Source organism: Fibrobacter sp. UWR2 (assembly GCF_002210285.1).
Lineage (GTDB): Bacteria > Fibrobacterota > Fibrobacteria > Fibrobacterales > Fibrobacteraceae > Fibrobacter.
In genome coordinates this window covers 119,602-134,303 of sequence record NZ_MWQE01000009.1, presented here as the reverse complement: position 1 = coordinate 134,303, position 14,702 = coordinate 119,602, and the positions used below count along the sequence as shown (strand labels likewise).

Below are 14,702 nucleotides of genomic sequence, written 5' to 3'. Positions count from 1 at the left end.
CGATGGTGCCGATGTTGCAGTGCGGCTTGCTTCTGTCAAAATGTTCTTTTGCCATTTTATTCCTCTTCTTCAGCAGAAGGTTTATCGCTTCAAGTCAAAAAGTCTCAAGGACTTCCGTTATCCCGGAAAGCATAGGAAGCGGTACTCTCCGAAATTGAGCCACAAATTTAGCAAATGACATTTTTTTTTCAAGCGTTTTTTTTCATTTTTTACCGAAAAAGCCCAAAAAGGGAGAGTTATCCACATTTTAGGGGGCCTTTTTCCGTGGTTTCCGGAGTGTCTTTCCCGTCACAATATAAAATGGCGAAATTTGGCAAATTTCAAGGTTTCAATATTTTTGAGAATAAGATAAATCCAACTTATCAACAAATAATCCACTTGGGCAGAACTGGTGCCCATCACGAAGCCGCCCTTCCCCACTTCTTTTGTAATTTTAATTTTACATTTAAAAATTTTACATTAGTTTACAATTCGTTTTCGGTAAAGTGTGAGCGAGAACATAAAAGGAACGCAGTTTTCCGTTTTGACGATTTTTTACATGGAAAACAGGCATCATTAAAGTATCTTTGTCTCGGTGATGTTTTAGGGATTAAAAGGAATGAGTATGAAAAAGAAACTTTTTAAAGCCTTGCTCGTCGCTACAGCGCTTATCTTTGCGTGGAACTGTTCCGACGAGGGACCGACAACCCCCAAAGCGCCTGAATACGTAGTCACGTCAAATGCATGGCTTTTGACAACCGATACTGACTACCTCATCTACCCCGATGGACAGGTAACTGACGCTCAGGGCAACGTTATCGGCAGTTTTGACCTGCCGGCGAATTCGACCGTAGGCGTCCTGAAGGATACCCTCGGCAATGTCATTCTCGAAGCTGTCGACGTCGGCGCACTGCCGGTTCTTACCCAGAACACTACCGTCTACACCATCACGGGAATCACCTTCCTCTATCACGACAAGAAAAGCGGTGTGGATTACCTCATATACCCCAGCGCTGACGGCCTGACCAGCGTGGTCACCGACACCGGTGCGACCCAGATCGCCATCTACGATTACGCGACCAGCCAGATTATCTCTACCGACGGTTCGGGCACCGTGCTCGCAAAGGTCGACGACATCCTTGCCCTCCCCTACCTCACTCCGGGAGACAAGTTCACGAAGGCACCCGCTCCGCCGTCCAGCTCCAGCGTGATTCCGGAATCTTCCAGCACGCCCGCCAGCAGCGACGACAATTCCTCCAGCAGCGTCAATTCTTCGAGCAGTGTCAAGTCTAGCAGTAGCGCAAAGTCTAGCAGCAGCGTGCAGAGCAGTTCCTCTAGCAAGCCGACCGGCGGCTGCCCGACCATCAAGACAAAGGGCGGCTCCAGAGGTAGCGGCTGGGCAACCCGTTACTGGGATTGCTGCAAGCCTCACTGCTCCTGGGCGGAACACGCACACGGCAACTACTCCAGGCAGTGCACCAACAAGGGCAAGACCGAAAGCACCGACTGGGGTGGCGGAAGCGTCTGCAGCGGTGGCGGCCTCATGACCTGCACGAGCCAGATTCCGTTCACGGTTGACGGCTGTACCGAAATGGGCTTCGCATTCGCGGCCGTGCCCGCAAGCAACGGCGGTGACTGCGGCAAGTGCTTCCAGCTCACATTCACTGGTGAAGGCAAGTACGCAACCGACGCAAACCACAAGGCCATCAAGGGCAAGAAGCTTATCATCATGGTGACCAACATCGGTGGCGACGTGAACCAGGGCCAGTTCGACATCATGATTCCGGGCGGTGGCGTTGGCCAGTTCAACGGCTGCAGCAGCATGGGCTGGGGCGATCAGGGCGAACAGTACGGCGGCCTGCTTTCCAAGTGCGAAGTAGAATCCAACTACAGCCCGGGCGCAACGCTCAACTGCCTCCAGAAGAAGTGCAACAGCGTGTTCAGCAACGACGCTCAGGCCAAGGAAGGCTGCCTCTTCCTCGCCGGATTCATGCACGCAGCAGGCAACCCGCTCCACAACTACGAAGAAGTGGAATGCCCGCAGGTCCTGAAAGACAAGTATTAATAGACAAAGCCGAAGGTTCGGCGGCTCTACAAGCAATTTGATAAACGGCCCGCAAATGCGGGTCGTTTTTTGTTGTATGCGGCACACCGGTGATTCGCAAAACTGCCCGCCCGGCGTGACGACCTGCCGTTCGGTAATTTATATTGTAGGCATGATGTTTGGAAAAGTATTTAGAGCAACTGCGGTAGCGGCCATTTTCACGGGACTCGCATGCACGGCAAGCGCACAGACGCGCGTGGCGTGCGTAGGCAACAGCATCACCGCGGGCTACGGGCTCGGCTGGCAAGAAGACTACCCGTTCCGACTGCAGGAGATGCTGGGCAACAGCTACAGCGTGCAGAATTTCGGAGTCTCCGGCATGACATTCGCCGGCGAAATCATCAAGTCGGGCACAAACAACTCGAGCTACTGGAAAACGGACAACTTCAAGGCGGCGCTCAATTTCAACCCCGATATAGTCGTCATAGAGCTCGGGACAAACGACAGCAAGTTCTTCAGCAACAACTGCATCGGAACAGACGGGCAACCCCAATACAACTACAACTACGGACAATACGATAAGGAAAATCTGTACAAGGACTACGAAGCGCTTATCGACACGTTCGCACACCTGCCGACAAGCCCGAGAATCATCGCGACGCTGCAGCCCTATTCCAACAACTGCGGGTGGGGAATCATGGATACGGCAATCGTGAACCAGATAAACCCCATCATCCAGGAAGTCGCGACCCGGAAGGGTGTAGAAATCATCGACCTGCACGCGGAATTCAATACGCCCGCGTGGTTTTTGCCCGACAGCGTGCACCCGAACGCGACAGGCGCCATGGAGCTTGCGAGGATTATAAAGGAAGGCATTTTGAAGGCGCCGGCAGATACTTCGGGAAATACGCCTGCAGACACGGTGCCCGCAGTAAGCGATTCAACCGGAACGCAGGATTCCACGACGGCAATCCGCAGGAATGCGCGGAACTTCGCGGGGCAAGATGCGCAGGGCCTTATGGACAGGGATGCGCGCCGGTTCGACATGCAGGGCCGCACGATGCAAAAAGAATACGGCAGGCGTAGCGCGACTCCGCTCGTGCACAAAAAGCGCGGAGCGAACTGATGCCGAAAATCCTTTTCGTATGCCACGGCAACATCTGCCGGAGCCCCATGGCCGAATTCGTGATGAAGAAGATGGTCGCGGAACTGCAGGACGGCGCGGGCCTGGAATGCGCGGGCAAAAGTTTTGCAGGCAAGGATTGCGCGGGCAAGAACTGCGCGGATTTTGAAATCGCGAGCGCCGCGACAAGCACGGAAGAAATCGGGAACCCGGTGTACCCGCCGGCAAGACGCATGCTGGAGCGCCACGGCATAGATTGCAGGGGCAAAACCGCCCGCCAGATGACCCTGCGGGACTACGAATATTACGACTATATCGTGCTGATGGACAGGAACAACCTGCGGAACCTCCGCTGGATATTGCCGCCCGAAATTTACGAGAAGGAGTGCGCTGCAAATACGGCGCATCCATGCGCTGCAAATACAGTGCATCCATGCGCTGGCAAGAGTTTTGCAGGCAGGGACGGCGCGGGCCTGGAATGCGCTGGCTCGCAGGCTACCGGCAATAAAGTTTCCCTGCTGATGGACTGGGTTGGCGAATCGCGCGATGTAGCCGACCCCTGGTATACAGGCGATTTCGTTGCCACATGGAACGACGTGAACGAAGGCTGTCGCGCGATGCTCCAGAAGCTACTGCACTAAATCTTCGCGACTTCGTACACGTAAAAAGCGCTTGCGATAATCCCGAGCACCACATTGCCAAACGCCATGTAGCAAATGCCGAACACGGCCACAGAAAGTGCCACAAGCATAACGCGCATTGCATAATCGGCGAACTTTTTCCAATTGATCATAATGTACCTCACTTTTTTCTACACCAAGAAAGATACATTTTGCTTGTGACAAAAACTGTCATTTTTGAATTAAACTGTAAGTAGACACACTTGTGCCTTCGGCACTGCGGCATGACGCAGGTCAGAACTGCTCTAGGAGGCGGATGCGTTCGGGAGTATCGGGGTGCGTACAGAAGAGGATATTCGCCTTCGCGACAAGGCCCGTGAGGCCCATGTCATTATCGCTTTCCTCATCGGGGTGGATAATGTAGAGCTGCGCCACATCGTCACGCTTGACCGAGGCAAGTCCTGGATTTTCCGAAATCTTCCGGAGGGCGCTCGCAAGTGCCAGAGGGTCGCCGCAGAGTTCGGCGGCTCCGGCATCAGCCACGTATTCGCGCTTACGCGATATGGCAAGGCGCGTAAGCGTACTGAAGAAATACCCGATGGTCGCCCACACGAGGGCGATAATCAACACCAGCACGATTCCCGCACCGGCGCCGTCATTCTTGCGGCGAGTACGAGGGCGCGGAGAACGCCACATGCTACTAAGTATCCTGAGCAGCACGTTCACCGTCATGGAGAATATCCCGACAAACACGATGCACACCACCATCAGTCGCGTATCACGGTTCTTGATATGCGTGAGTTCGTGACCCACCACTGCAGAAAGCTCCGTATCGTCCAGTGCGTCGATGATTCCCGTCGTGAGCGTTATCGTGTACGAATTGATATCGATGCCGCTCGCGAACGCATTGAGATTCGGATCCTCGACAATGTTTATCCTAGGCATCTCAATGCCACCGGCAATGCAGAGGTTCTCCACGATATTGTAGACGCGCACATTCTCCTTGCGTTCGAGCGGGCGAGCATGCGTTGCATGGCGTATGATGGCGGTATTCGCGAAATAAGCGATAATAAACCAGATGGCGGTCACCCCGAGCGTGTACGGCATCGCGTCGAGGAAATACGGCCAAATGACATCCCAGTGGAAGGTGGTCGCCTGCAGGCCCGGGCCACACACACCATCCCAGCAGAAAAAACCAAGCCAGTCGAGAACCATGATGGTCCCGAGAACCATTCCCAATAAAATAACAGGAAACAGCAGGAGCAGCAGAACCGTGTTCCTGTTGTTACGCCAAATCTGGGTCTGAATCCCGACGTACTTCATGAAGAAGCTAGAACTTCACCTCGGGCGCCTTGTTCATAGCTTCGCGGCCTTCGGTAGGCTCGTACATGGGAGCACGCCTGAAGTTGAACATGCCAGCGATGATGTTGCTCGGGAACACTTCGCAGGCATTGTTGAACTCGCGGGTAGCGGAGTTGAAGAACCTGCGGGCAGCAGCGAGTTTGTTCTCGATATCGGAAAGTTCCGTCTGCAACTGCAAGAAGTTCTGGTTCGCCTTGAGTTCCGGGTAGGCTTCCAAGGACACGCGGAGCCCGGCAAGCGCACTGGTAAGGGCCTTGTCGGCAGCGACCTTCTGGTCGACCGTAGTGGCATTCATGGCGGCGGCACGGGCAGCGGTCACCTTCTCGAGAGTTTCTTTTTCGTGGGTGGCATAGCCCTTGACCGTATTCACGAGTTGCGGCACCAAGTCATAACGCTGCTTGAGCTGCACGTCGATATTCGCGAAGGCATTTTCACGATTGTTGCGGAGCTTTACCAGCCCGTTATACATGGTGATGAAGCAGATTAACAGCACCACCACGACCGCGATAATAATTCCTAACACCATATTAACTCCTTGGATAATCCATTTAATAAAAAAGTATATAATTTTCGCCACGAAATAATATATCTTGTAAAAAAAATGGAGATTTTAACATGCGCAAGAATCTAGGAGTAAAGGCTTTCCTATACCCGCAACCCACACTCGTCATTGGCACCTACAACGAAGACGGCTCGCCGAACGCGATGGTTGCCGCATGGGGCTCCATTAGCGACACGAACCAGGTGGCCATCTACGTGGCAGCATCGCACAAGACCATGCCGAACATCAAGGCGCGCAAGGCCTTTACCGTGAGCATGGCTACCGCAAAGTACATCAAGGCCATTGACTACCTGGGAGTCACCAGCGGGAACAAGGTTGCAGACAAGTTTGCCAAGTCGGGCCTCACCGCCATCAAGAGCGAAAACGTAGATGCCCCGCTGATTGCGGAACTCCCGCTTGCGCTTGAATGCAAGATGGTGAGCTACGACGAGGAATCTGAACTTTTGCTCGGCGAAATCGTGAACGTGACCGCCGACGAATCTGCGCTAGATGCAGAAGGCAAACTTTCTGTCGAAAAACTTGAGCCGGTGTGCTACGATTCTGCAGGCCACGGCTACTACGTGATGGAGCGCCGCGTCGGGAACGCCTTCAGCGACGGCAAAACAATCAAGTAAGCAGTGTTTGGTAAAGGAGACTTCATGAAATTTTCTGGCAAGATTCTGATGGGGGCAGTGCTCACGGCAGCGGCAATATTTTCTGCCTGTGCCGACAGCAGTTCCAGCGGCGTCTCGACCGATGTAAATTCAGGCACTACGCCGGAATCGAGCAGTTCCGTTACCGCCAGCGCCCCTGCCGACACCGTCTGGAACAAGGCCTACCTGACCTGGTACATTTCTTGGCCGGACCCCGGCAGCGAAGAATGCGTCGTGTACAATGGCTGTGAATGGGCAGGCTACTTTGCAGGCATAAGCGGCCAGCAGACCGAGCAATGGGTCAGCGAACACAACATCATATCTATCCACGAAAAAGACTGGGGCAAGTACAGGGGCAAAACCTTCAGGTTGCGCCAGAACAGCAACACCATCGATGCCGTCGTGTACGACAAGTGTGCCGATAGCGACTGCGACGGCTGCTGCACCAAGAACGCAGGCAATCTCGAGTTCCTCATTGACGTCGAAAGCTATACATGCGAACGCCTCACCGGGTCCAAGGAAGGCTGCGACGGCGTGGTGGAATGGACTTGCCTAGATTGCGAATAATTTTGTAGCGCCATGAAAGTTCAAGTCCTCATAGACAACATCGCAGGCATGTGCTGTTCGCGCAAGCTGTTTGGCGAATGGGGACTCTCCGTGTACGCGGAATACGAAGGCCACAAGGTGCTGCTCGATACGGGCGCATCGCACCTGTTCGCAAAAAACGCGGGCGTCATGGGCATCGACCTCTCGCAAGTCGATATAGGAGTGCTGAGCCACGCGCATTACGACCACGCGAACGGCATGGCGAAATTTTTTGCGCTCAATAAAACCGCACCCTTCTACCTGCGCAAGGGCGCAGGCGAGAACTGCTACCACACGCACAAGCTACTCGGGCGATTTACCTACCACGAATACATCGGCATTCACAAGGGCTGGCTCGAACGATTCTCGGGCCGCATCCGCTTTGTGGAAGGCATTGCCGAAATTGCGCCTGGAATAACGCTCGTGCCGCATTCTACCGCGGGGCTCGAACGCATCGGCAAGATGGCGCACCTGAGCGTAAAGGAAAACGGCAAGTACCGCTACGACAGTTTTGACCACGAGCAGAGCCTGGTTTTCGATACCCCGCAGGGACTGTTCGTGATGAACAGCTGCAGCCACGCGGGCGCCGACAACATCGTGAAAGAAATCGAGGCCGCCTTCCCCGGCAAGAAGATTTACGCGGTTCTCGGCGGGTTCCATCTTTTCCGCTACCCGGACGCACGCGTACGCGCCTTCGCCGAAAGGCTACGCGAACTCGACGTGCAAAAGATATACACCGGGCATTGCACCGGCGACCGCGCCTACGGAATATTGCGGGATGTTCTCGGCGACCGCGCAGAACAGATGTTCACGGGAATGGAAATTAGCCTTTAATTTTTTTTCTCATCACAATTTTTCGAGAAGCGAGTAGAGCAAGGCCGCAGGACCGAAGCTGTACAACTCGTACAGCGAGAGTCCGAGAAAATCTATGAGGCGAGCGCAGCGCAAGCATATTTATATGCTTGCATTGCCGAGACGATTGGATTTCTGCAACGAAGCTATACGAAGCTTATCGGAAAATTACTTTGCCTTGCGCGCGGCCTTTACCGCCTGCACCGCAGCCTTCAGCTCTTCCTTTTTCGCCTGCTCCTCTTCGGGAGTGGGCTTGGTATCTTCGAGCAACTTATCGGCCCATTCATCCCAGAACCGGCAGCGTTCACCTTCCAGCTTCATCTTCGCGAATTTTACCGGATCGGTTTCTACAGCGAGCGTCACGACCGATTCCTTGTAGGCCTGCGGGAGGCCCGCCACATGCGACATACGCTGCTTGAGCTCGGCGACAGTCGCATCCAGGATATCCACGTCGAAACGGCGTTCGATGTACCGGCGGGCAATGAACCCGAGCGCCATGAAGTAGTCGCCCTGGTTGCCTTCGGCGAGGTAGTTCTTTTGCCTGAGTTCCTTGAGCGCAAGCACGGCCTCCTCGTACGGCGGGAGGCGCGGTGCAGCACCCTGCTTCGCAAACTTCTTGTGCAGGAACCAACCGAGGATCACGAGCAACAGCACGCCCACAACAATCAGCACGATGTAGAGCCACTGCGGCAGGCGCGGGTCATCGAGCGGGTCTTCCACTTCCAAAATGTCCGTCTCTTCGCCCGTGGTGCGCATGGAAACCTTCACCGCCACCGGGTCGGTATTCGTCTTGACCGTATCTTTACCCACGACCGCGCTCACCTGCTGCGGCGCAATGAGAAAATCGCCACTCACGAACGTGTTGAGCGTCGCAAGCCACACGAACTTCGCGGTACCCTTGGGCATGCCCTCGGTAATTTTTTCGTTTTTCATTTCCTTGACTTCAAAGCTGCCAAGGTTGCCCACAAAACTCGGCAAATCCACGATAGCGTTTTCGGGCGCCGTCACCTGGATTTCGTAATTGAACATGTCGCCCACGAACACCTGGGCGTTATCGACGTTCGCCTTAACCGAGACATCGAAGGCGAGTGCGGGAACAGCGAGGAAAACACAAAGGATTGCAGCCAGACGGCGATAAAAAATGCGCGAAAAACGGTACATAATAACCTCTTCGCCAAGAATATACAAAATAGCGATAATAAAAAACTACTTGACGCGCGCCCCGTTCAGCCTGTAGTAGCGCTTTTCGCCACTCGCCGACTTGCGCCGGGGCCCATACGAACCATAACTACGCGGGGCATAATTGCGCGGCCAAGGCAATTTAATAGACGTCGACTGCGTAGTATCGCGGGTCAGCCACTTTTCGAGCGAATCGAGCCCGGCATTGCCGAGAACTGCCAAATCGTAGGCGATGACCTTCGAGGCACCCGCCGCACGGGCCGTATCAATCTGGGTCACAATCCTCTTGCCACTCGCAAGCGCATGCGAATCGTCGGTGCGGAAAAGTTCCAAGTCTACCCAGAAATCGACACCGTAATGCTTGCAAACAGACGCGATAGCGAGTTCGTAAAGGCCCACCGTCGCCGTGTCGGAATGAGCCCTGCCCGCATCGCTCGCACCCACGCCATCTTGCACCGCCAAGACATCGGGTTTGAATCCCTCTTTAAAGAGCGACTCGAAAAAGGGCTGCAACTGCCCAGCTGAATCCAGGTTCTGGTTGTAGAACGGAGCCACCATCACCTTCCAGCCCTTCGCCTGGGCCGCCTTCGTGACCGGATTCAAGAAACGCCCTGCGAGCGCCAGCGGCGTGGCATCGCTCCGGAGGCCATCCCAGTAATAACGCGCAATCTCTTGCGGAATGTACACGCCCTCGATTACCGATTCGTTCCCGTAAAGCGCATAGAGTTCGTCGAGCACCAGCAGGTTACGCGCCGCAAGCGTATCGAGCTGATCGCCCGTAGGCGGCGTGTACCAGTTTTCGCCATCGTAGTAAAGCCCCAGCCAGAGTTTGTTCCCCGTCAGCTTCGCCGCTTCTATACTCTTCGGGAAAAGCTGGTTGTTCTTATACTGCGTGTTCTGCAGAAAGTCCAGCGCTGAAGGGTAATACAGGTGAGTCTTCTCGACCGCCGCGTACTGCAGCACCACCTGCTCCATGCCCAAATTGTGCAGGCGCTGGTGCATATGGTTTATGGAATCCGCAGACTGGTACGCCGTAGTCCAGCCCGCATCAAAAACGCCATCCAGGCTCGCCGCCAATGCAGGTAGCGGGAAGGCGCCTAGCAAAAGCGCCAAAAGCACATGATTGCGCAAGATACCCATACCATAAATATAACCTGACAATGGCTAATTGCGGTACGAGTCACCCAGGTCTTTCAATGTATACTTGTCCGTGAGGAGCGCCTGGATAAGGATATCGCCCTGGTAGAACGTGTAATAGACATTCCCGATACGCGAATAATCGTAACGTTTCGAGGTCACCCTCAAGTCTTTCCCGCCGCTGAATATGAGGTAATAGGAGCTCCCGGACCTGTAATGCTCCGTATGCTTGTCCTTGAGGCGTTCCATCTGTACAAACACTTTTTCCGAGTTCCTCGTAGGCAGTTCGCTCAATTCAGGAACCGCGAAGACAAAGGCTGTCACTATGAAAATGACGGTTCCCCAGAGCGGCCCCTTGTCCCTGTTTTCCCCCTCCTTTATGGACTTGCGCAAGCCCCAACAATAAAAGAGGATAGCGGCCAAGAAGAACAAGGCAAACGCGGATACGCCATCGCGCAGGGTCATATAGAACTCGCACGCCGCAATGTTTTCCAGGAAAGTTTTGTCTATCACGAAGCCAAGATGATAGGACTGGATTTTTGCTCCCGCCGCAAAAAATACTGCAACGAGAATGACCTCGATGACAATCGCCAGAATCAAAATCCATTTCTTGAACATAGATTAGCAGTACCTTTCTGGTTCTAAATATAACTGTCCGGTGGCAATAAAAATTATTTTTGTCCCGCACGAATTATGAATATAGCACTGATTATTTACCTCGTTGTCCTGGCATTGATCGCCATGCGCAGTGCGCGGCGCGTGAAGGACATTCCCGACTTTTTCGTGGCGCGCAAGGGGGCTTCTGCAAAGGCTGTCGCAGGGAGCCTGGTGGCCACGATTCTTGGCGGGTCGGCCGTTATCGGGGCAGTCGATTCCGGGATGAAACTCGGCGGGGCCGCCAGCTGGTTCATGCTTACGGGCGCCCTCGGGCTCATCGCCCTCATCCCGTTTGCGGGCCGCGCATACAGTCACGGGAAATACGCGCTCCCCGACCTTGTGGAAAATCTTTACGGCAAGGGCCCGCGGTTCGTAGCCTCCATCGTGATTCCTGTCGCCTGGACAGGCATCGTGGCAGCGCAGATTATCGCGGCGGCGAAACTCCTGATGACATTCACCCCGATGGAATACACGACGGCTGCAATCGTATCGGCGGCAGTCTTTACGGGCTACACGCTCGCGGGCGGCCAGCTTTCGATTTTGCGCACGGACTTTTTCCAGGCATGCCTGATTATCGCCGGGCTCGTGCTTATCGCAGGCTTCGCGCTATTCGGTGGAGCCGCCGCGACATCTGGCGCGCAGCTTACGGCCGCCACGCAGGCAGCAAGTGCGCCGCCCTTCCCGTTCCATGCAAACTTCACGCCCTTCGACTTGTTCCTGCTGATTCTTACTTACGGCACAACGTACACCGCTGGCCCCGATATCTTCAGCCGCATGTTCTGCGCAAAAGATGTCGCTACGGCAAAGAAGGCGATTGCAGGTGCAGCCTGCACGCTTATCCCGGTGGCTTTTGTCATCGGGTTCCTCGCCGTTTATGGCGTGAGTCTCGGCGAAGTGCAAGGAGCCCGCATCACGGCGATTGCAAATGCAGTCTTGCCGCCGGCGCTTCTCCCGCTGTTCGCGCTTGCACTGCTGAGCGTCGTACTCTCCAGCGCCGACACCACGCTGCTCAGCAGTTCCGTCATCATCTGCAGGCTCTTCGATATGGGCAACGCTGCAGACCGGAATTCCGCAAAAAATCCACTCGCGAAAGCCCGCATCGTAATCCTCCTGAACGGCATCGTAGCGCTGTTGCTTGCGCTCGTGTTCACGGATATCATCGGCACGCTCTTGCTTGCGCTCGCCGTCTACGCGGGAGCCTTCACTGTGCCGGTGCTGTGGGGTTTACTCGGGCTAAAGGCCAAACCGAAATTTGTTGCGTCTGCTATTGTTGCAGGCGGTGCGCTCGCCCTCGCAGGCAAGCTCTGCCCTCCCCTGCCCGGTTCACTCGGCGCGCATACCGGCGACTTCCTGATGGTGGCGGCATTTATCGTGAACGCCATTATCCTTGCGTTCGGCCGCGAAAAGAAATAGCACGTCGCGCGCATTTTCTACCTGCAAAAAAATTGCGCGGCCCTTTACCCGCGCACATCCCCTTACCAGAGAAAAAATGCGAGCATTTCGCCCGCGGCCTTTATCTATTCAGCAAGCGTTCCTTGCGGAGTACCGCCGTCGGGTGCTCCCTGTAGATAAGCGCAAAGAGCGGCGTGTGCGGGTATTCGCAGCGAATCAGTTCCCGCAGGTTATTTTTCGCAAGCTTCTTGTCCGTCTTTTCTAACGCATAGCGGTCAGCTTCATATTCCTGATTCCAGCAGTAGAAATGGAAGAATATGCGGAACGGAATTGCGACAACATGCAGCCACAACACCGCCTCCCAGAACAACATCTGCCAGCGGATCATCAGCGCGGCCAAAAACCAGATGGCGACAAGCGCGAAGGCGACCTTCACCAAGTTCCGGAGCAATGCATGGTGCAACACCTTGTGGCCTTGTTCATGCATCTCCACAAACCTGCCAAGCGCGGGTGGCTCGCGGTTTTCCGGCAGCGGCACAAAGTCGTTTATAAGCGGGAGCAAGCGCATCAAGGTAAAAACGCTTACACGTTGCTGCACAGCACGGGCCTCGCGCAGTTCAATCACTACGCGGAGTATAAATTCTGCCCAAATGAATGCAGTGAGATACATGCGGTAAACTTACCCGATGTTCTTGAGCACGTTCGAGAGGCGCTTGACAGTCTCCTCGAAGCGACCCTTTTCCCATTCCAGGAACGCCGTATCGACCGGATGCGCATCATCGTAATCATCGAAGATAGCTCGACCGCGCTCGTTATCCTTGTCGAGCCCATGGAATACGTTCTCGAACCAGTTCTTCTCGAGGATGCGGAAGCGCTTCACGAGTTCATCAAGCGTCTCGGGGAGCGGCACCACGCGCGCGATTTCACGGTTCAAGTCGCCAGTCAGAAGTTTGCGCAGTTCGCGCGGCGTTTGCTTGAGCAAGGAATCATCGGCTTCAACGAGGGTAATCAGCAAATCGAGCACATAACGTTCCAGGTACTCGCCGTAAGCGGTGAGCGCACCCTGGCGCACGCGTTCGCGCATAAAGTTCTCGCCCAGACCGTCGATATGTTCCTTGGTGTACACGTCGCGCACCTGGCCAACCTGCAGGCGATTGTACGCATCGTATACCTGGCGCACAGTATCGGGGTTGAATATGCTAAAGAACGATGCTGGCACACAGCCCTTACCGCGCTGGGAATACTTGAACAGGTTGCGGTCCATCGCATAGGCGTTGCGCGTATAGTTCCATGCGGGCACGAGCTCGTTGAGCTTTGCAGGCACTCCCATAAGCTGCGGGTCACCCGGACGTATAAGCGAGAAGGGGAACTTGAGGCGCTGCGGCAATGTGGTCACGCCGCTTGCAACAAGCGTGAACGGGGACTCGCGGTAGTTCGCCGGGAACTTGATGTTCACGCCAAGGCCAAAGAACATTCCCTGGCCAGGCATAATCTCCTGATCGGGCATGCGGCCGGTGTGGTTGCTGCCCACGTTTGCGCCGTAGCCAATGTTGCCACAGCCTTCGGGCCAGAGCGCCGCAATCAAAAGCGAATGGTGGTGCATCTGCACCAGCGGGCCCACGTAAGAACTGTTTACCTCGCCCTCTTCAATGTGGCAGCACGGTGCAACAATAGAAGACTTGACAATCGCCTTGCTCCCTACGCGCACGCGGCTCATGAGCACACTGCCCTGCACCTCGGCGCCGGTATGCACCTTCACGCCCATCTGCACGTTGGTGTTTTCGATAATAACGGAATCGTAAATGTGCGTAGATTCTTCGAGCGAACTCAGGATAACCGTATTACGAATCTTGGATGCCCCCTCAATGCGCGCATGCGAACCAATCCAGCTGTTGCGAACAATATTAGTGTTCGAAACGACAGCACCCTTGCCTACCACGCCAAACGGCAGCGCAGTCTCTTCGCGGAACAGCTTCAACTGCTCGTCGAACGCGGCCTCCACGTCGGGTTCGCCCTTGTGGAACAGCTGGACATCCACGAGATCGGTGGTAATGTCCGGGAACACGCGCACCTTGCGTGCCCCCATCTCGTTACCCACCGCGATGGTGGAGCCTATCATATAGTTGATCTTGCCGCTGCTGACCAGCGACCCAACATTCTGCACCACGGCGCTATTGCGCACCAGCACGTTGCAGAGCATGCCGACCTTGTACACAAGAGCATTCTCGATAATGCAGTTGCACACGAGGCTATCGTAAATGCCTGTCGGGAACGAGACATCGCCCGGCAGCAGGAGCGTCCCATAGAACGCAGGCAGGCGAACATCGCCCATAAACACGGAATTGCGAATGCGGCCGGGGGCGAAGTTCGCATCAACCAGCACACGGCTCCAGTCCTCACAACGGTTGCCGTCCTTCTCCAGGGCGGAGATTTCTTCTCCGGAGAGGGCGCGGAACTTTCCGCCGTTGGCCTTCGCCGCCTTCAAACTTTCGGAGAGCGACGCCAAAACGCTGTTCTTCAGCACTTTTTTCAATTTGAGCAAACGTTGCATACTCAAAAAATAGACTAATTTTGTGCA

Annotated in this window: 16 protein-coding genes; 8 read left to right on the top strand and 8 right to left on the bottom strand. The window is 54.9% G+C overall.

Annotation, left to right across the window (positions count from 1 at the left end; all coding sequences use genetic code 11):
* The first annotated feature begins 174 nt into the window (after positions 1-174).
* From B7994_RS11860 to B7994_RS11845, 4 genes are all read left to right on the top strand, one after another.
* Positions 175-624 (top strand): hypothetical protein, encoded by a 450-nt coding sequence (locus B7994_RS11860; RefSeq protein ID WP_088638677.1) that lies wholly within the window; start codon positions 175-177, stop codon positions 622-624.
* Complete coding sequence (locus B7994_RS11855; protein WP_088638676.1) at positions 605-2,044, top strand: glycosyl hydrolase family 5; 1,440 nt, start codon at positions 605-607, stop codon at positions 2,042-2,044. The genes B7994_RS11860 and B7994_RS11855 overlap by 20 nt, the downstream gene beginning before the upstream one ends.
* Before the next feature lie 151 nt (positions 2,045-2,195).
* Positions 2,196-3,149, top strand: a complete 954-nt coding sequence (locus tag B7994_RS11850; protein ID WP_158213146.1) for a GDSL-type esterase/lipase family protein — start codon at positions 2,196-2,198, stop codon at positions 3,147-3,149.
* Positions 3,149-3,787, top strand: coding sequence for a low molecular weight protein-tyrosine-phosphatase (locus B7994_RS11845; protein WP_088638674.1), 639 nt, complete (start codon positions 3,149-3,151; stop codon positions 3,785-3,787). Before B7994_RS11850 ends, B7994_RS11845 begins: the two co-directional genes overlap by 1 nt.
* On the opposite strand, the gene B7994_RS14115 is transcribed toward B7994_RS11845, so the two are convergent.
* The 3 genes from B7994_RS14115 to B7994_RS11835 all read right to left on the bottom strand — a co-directional run bounded on the left by B7994_RS14115 (position 3,784) and on the right by B7994_RS11835 (position 5,654).
* Complete coding sequence (locus B7994_RS14115) at positions 3,784-3,939, bottom strand: hypothetical protein (RefSeq protein ID WP_158213145.1); 156 nt, start codon at positions 3,937-3,939, stop codon at positions 3,784-3,786. The two genes, B7994_RS11845 and B7994_RS14115, sit on opposite strands and share 4 nt — an antisense overlap.
* Before the next feature lie 121 nt (positions 3,940-4,060).
* Positions 4,061-5,089: a M48 family metallopeptidase gene (locus B7994_RS11840; RefSeq protein ID WP_088638673.1), complete on the bottom strand. Its 1,029-nt coding sequence runs from the start codon at positions 5,087-5,089 to the stop codon at positions 4,061-4,063.
* Positions 5,090-5,096: 7 nt separating this feature from the next.
* Positions 5,097-5,654, bottom strand: a complete 558-nt coding sequence (locus B7994_RS11835; protein WP_088638672.1) for a LemA family protein — start codon at positions 5,652-5,654, stop codon at positions 5,097-5,099.
* A gap of 89 nt (positions 5,655-5,743) precedes the next feature.
* On the opposite strand from B7994_RS11835, the gene B7994_RS11830 reads away from it, so the two are divergent.
* From B7994_RS11830 to B7994_RS11820, 3 genes are read left to right on the top strand one after another with little or no spacing between them, the layout of a single operon-like run.
* Complete coding sequence (locus B7994_RS11830) at positions 5,744-6,304, top strand: flavin reductase family protein (protein WP_088638671.1); 561 nt, start codon at positions 5,744-5,746, stop codon at positions 6,302-6,304.
* Positions 6,305-6,328: 24 nt separating this feature from the next.
* On the top strand, positions 6,329-6,889 hold the full coding sequence (locus B7994_RS11825; RefSeq protein WP_233143195.1) for a hypothetical protein: 561 nt from the start codon (positions 6,329-6,331) through the stop codon (positions 6,887-6,889).
* A gap of 12 nt (positions 6,890-6,901) precedes the next feature.
* Positions 6,902-7,741, top strand: coding sequence for an MBL fold metallo-hydrolase (locus tag B7994_RS11820; protein WP_088638670.1), 840 nt, complete (start codon positions 6,902-6,904; stop codon positions 7,739-7,741).
* A 186-nt stretch (positions 7,742-7,927) separates the two neighbouring features.
* Here B7994_RS11820 and B7994_RS11815 read toward each other — a convergent pair whose 3' ends face one another.
* Genes B7994_RS11815 through B7994_RS11805 form a run of 3 tightly spaced genes read right to left on the bottom strand, consistent with a single transcriptional unit; the run spans position 7,928 to position 10,693 of the window.
* Entirely contained in the window at positions 7,928-8,920 is a 993-nt protein-coding gene (locus tag B7994_RS11815; protein ID WP_233143194.1) for a hypothetical protein, read from the bottom strand.
* Between the two features lie 45 nt (positions 8,921-8,965).
* Positions 8,966-10,078, bottom strand: a complete 1,113-nt coding sequence (locus B7994_RS11810) for a DUF4434 domain-containing protein (RefSeq protein ID WP_088638669.1) — start codon at positions 10,076-10,078, stop codon at positions 8,966-8,968.
* Between the two features lie 24 nt (positions 10,079-10,102).
* On the bottom strand, positions 10,103-10,693 hold the full coding sequence (locus tag B7994_RS11805) for a hypothetical protein (RefSeq protein ID WP_088638668.1): 591 nt from the start codon (positions 10,691-10,693) through the stop codon (positions 10,103-10,105).
* A 75-nt stretch (positions 10,694-10,768) separates the two neighbouring features.
* Here B7994_RS11805 and B7994_RS11800 point away from each other — a divergent pair, with 75 nt between their 5' ends.
* Positions 10,769-12,145, top strand: coding sequence for a sodium:solute symporter (locus tag B7994_RS11800; RefSeq protein WP_088638667.1), 1,377 nt, complete (start codon positions 10,769-10,771; stop codon positions 12,143-12,145).
* Positions 12,146-12,245: 100 nt separating this feature from the next.
* On the opposite strand, the gene B7994_RS11795 is transcribed toward B7994_RS11800, so the two are convergent.
* Entirely contained in the window at positions 12,246-12,749 is a 504-nt protein-coding gene (locus B7994_RS11795) for a M48 family metalloprotease (protein ID WP_158213144.1), read from the bottom strand.
* Positions 12,750-12,803: 54 nt separating this feature from the next.
* The gene (locus B7994_RS11790) at positions 12,804-14,675 is read right to left on the bottom strand and encodes a DUF4954 family protein (protein ID WP_088638665.1); all 1,872 of its coding nucleotides are present in this window, start codon (positions 14,673-14,675) and stop codon (positions 12,804-12,806) included.
* Positions 14,676-14,702: the final 27 nt, after the last annotated feature.

Coding starts and splice junctions, on each gene's coding strand:
- B7994_RS11820 (WP_088638670.1), top strand. CDS start 6,902: ATGAAAGTTCAAGTCCTCATAGACAACATCGCAGGCATGTGCTGTTCG.
- B7994_RS11825 (WP_233143195.1), top strand. CDS start 6,329: ATGAAATTTTCTGGCAAGATTCTGATGGGGGCAGTGCTCACGGCAGCG.
- B7994_RS11815 (WP_233143194.1), bottom strand. CDS start 8,920: ATGTACCGTTTTTCGCGCATTTTTTATCGCCGTCTGGCTGCAATCCTT.
- B7994_RS11845 (WP_088638674.1), top strand. CDS start 3,149: ATGCCGAAAATCCTTTTCGTATGCCACGGCAACATCTGCCGGAGCCCC.
- B7994_RS11840 (WP_088638673.1), bottom strand. CDS start 5,089: ATGAAGTACGTCGGGATTCAGACCCAGATTTGGCGTAACAACAGGAAC.
- B7994_RS11790 (WP_088638665.1), bottom strand. CDS start 14,675: ATGCAACGTTTGCTCAAATTGAAAAAAGTGCTGAAGAACAGCGTTTTG.
- B7994_RS11855 (WP_088638676.1), top strand. CDS start 605: ATGAAAAAGAAACTTTTTAAAGCCTTGCTCGTCGCTACAGCGCTTATC.
- B7994_RS11800 (WP_088638667.1), top strand. CDS start 10,769: ATGAATATAGCACTGATTATTTACCTCGTTGTCCTGGCATTGATCGCC.
- B7994_RS11810 (WP_088638669.1), bottom strand. CDS start 10,078: ATGGGTATCTTGCGCAATCATGTGCTTTTGGCGCTTTTGCTAGGCGCC.
- B7994_RS11830 (WP_088638671.1), top strand. CDS start 5,744: ATGCGCAAGAATCTAGGAGTAAAGGCTTTCCTATACCCGCAACCCACA.
- B7994_RS11860 (WP_088638677.1), top strand. CDS start 175: ATGACATTTTTTTTTCAAGCGTTTTTTTTCATTTTTTACCGAAAAAGC.
- B7994_RS11835 (WP_088638672.1), bottom strand. CDS start 5,654: ATGGTGTTAGGAATTATTATCGCGGTCGTGGTGGTGCTGTTAATCTGC.
- B7994_RS11805 (WP_088638668.1), bottom strand. CDS start 10,693: ATGTTCAAGAAATGGATTTTGATTCTGGCGATTGTCATCGAGGTCATT.
- B7994_RS14115 (WP_158213145.1), bottom strand. CDS start 3,939: ATGATCAATTGGAAAAAGTTCGCCGATTATGCAATGCGCGTTATGCTT.
- B7994_RS11850 (WP_158213146.1), top strand. CDS start 2,196: ATGATGTTTGGAAAAGTATTTAGAGCAACTGCGGTAGCGGCCATTTTC.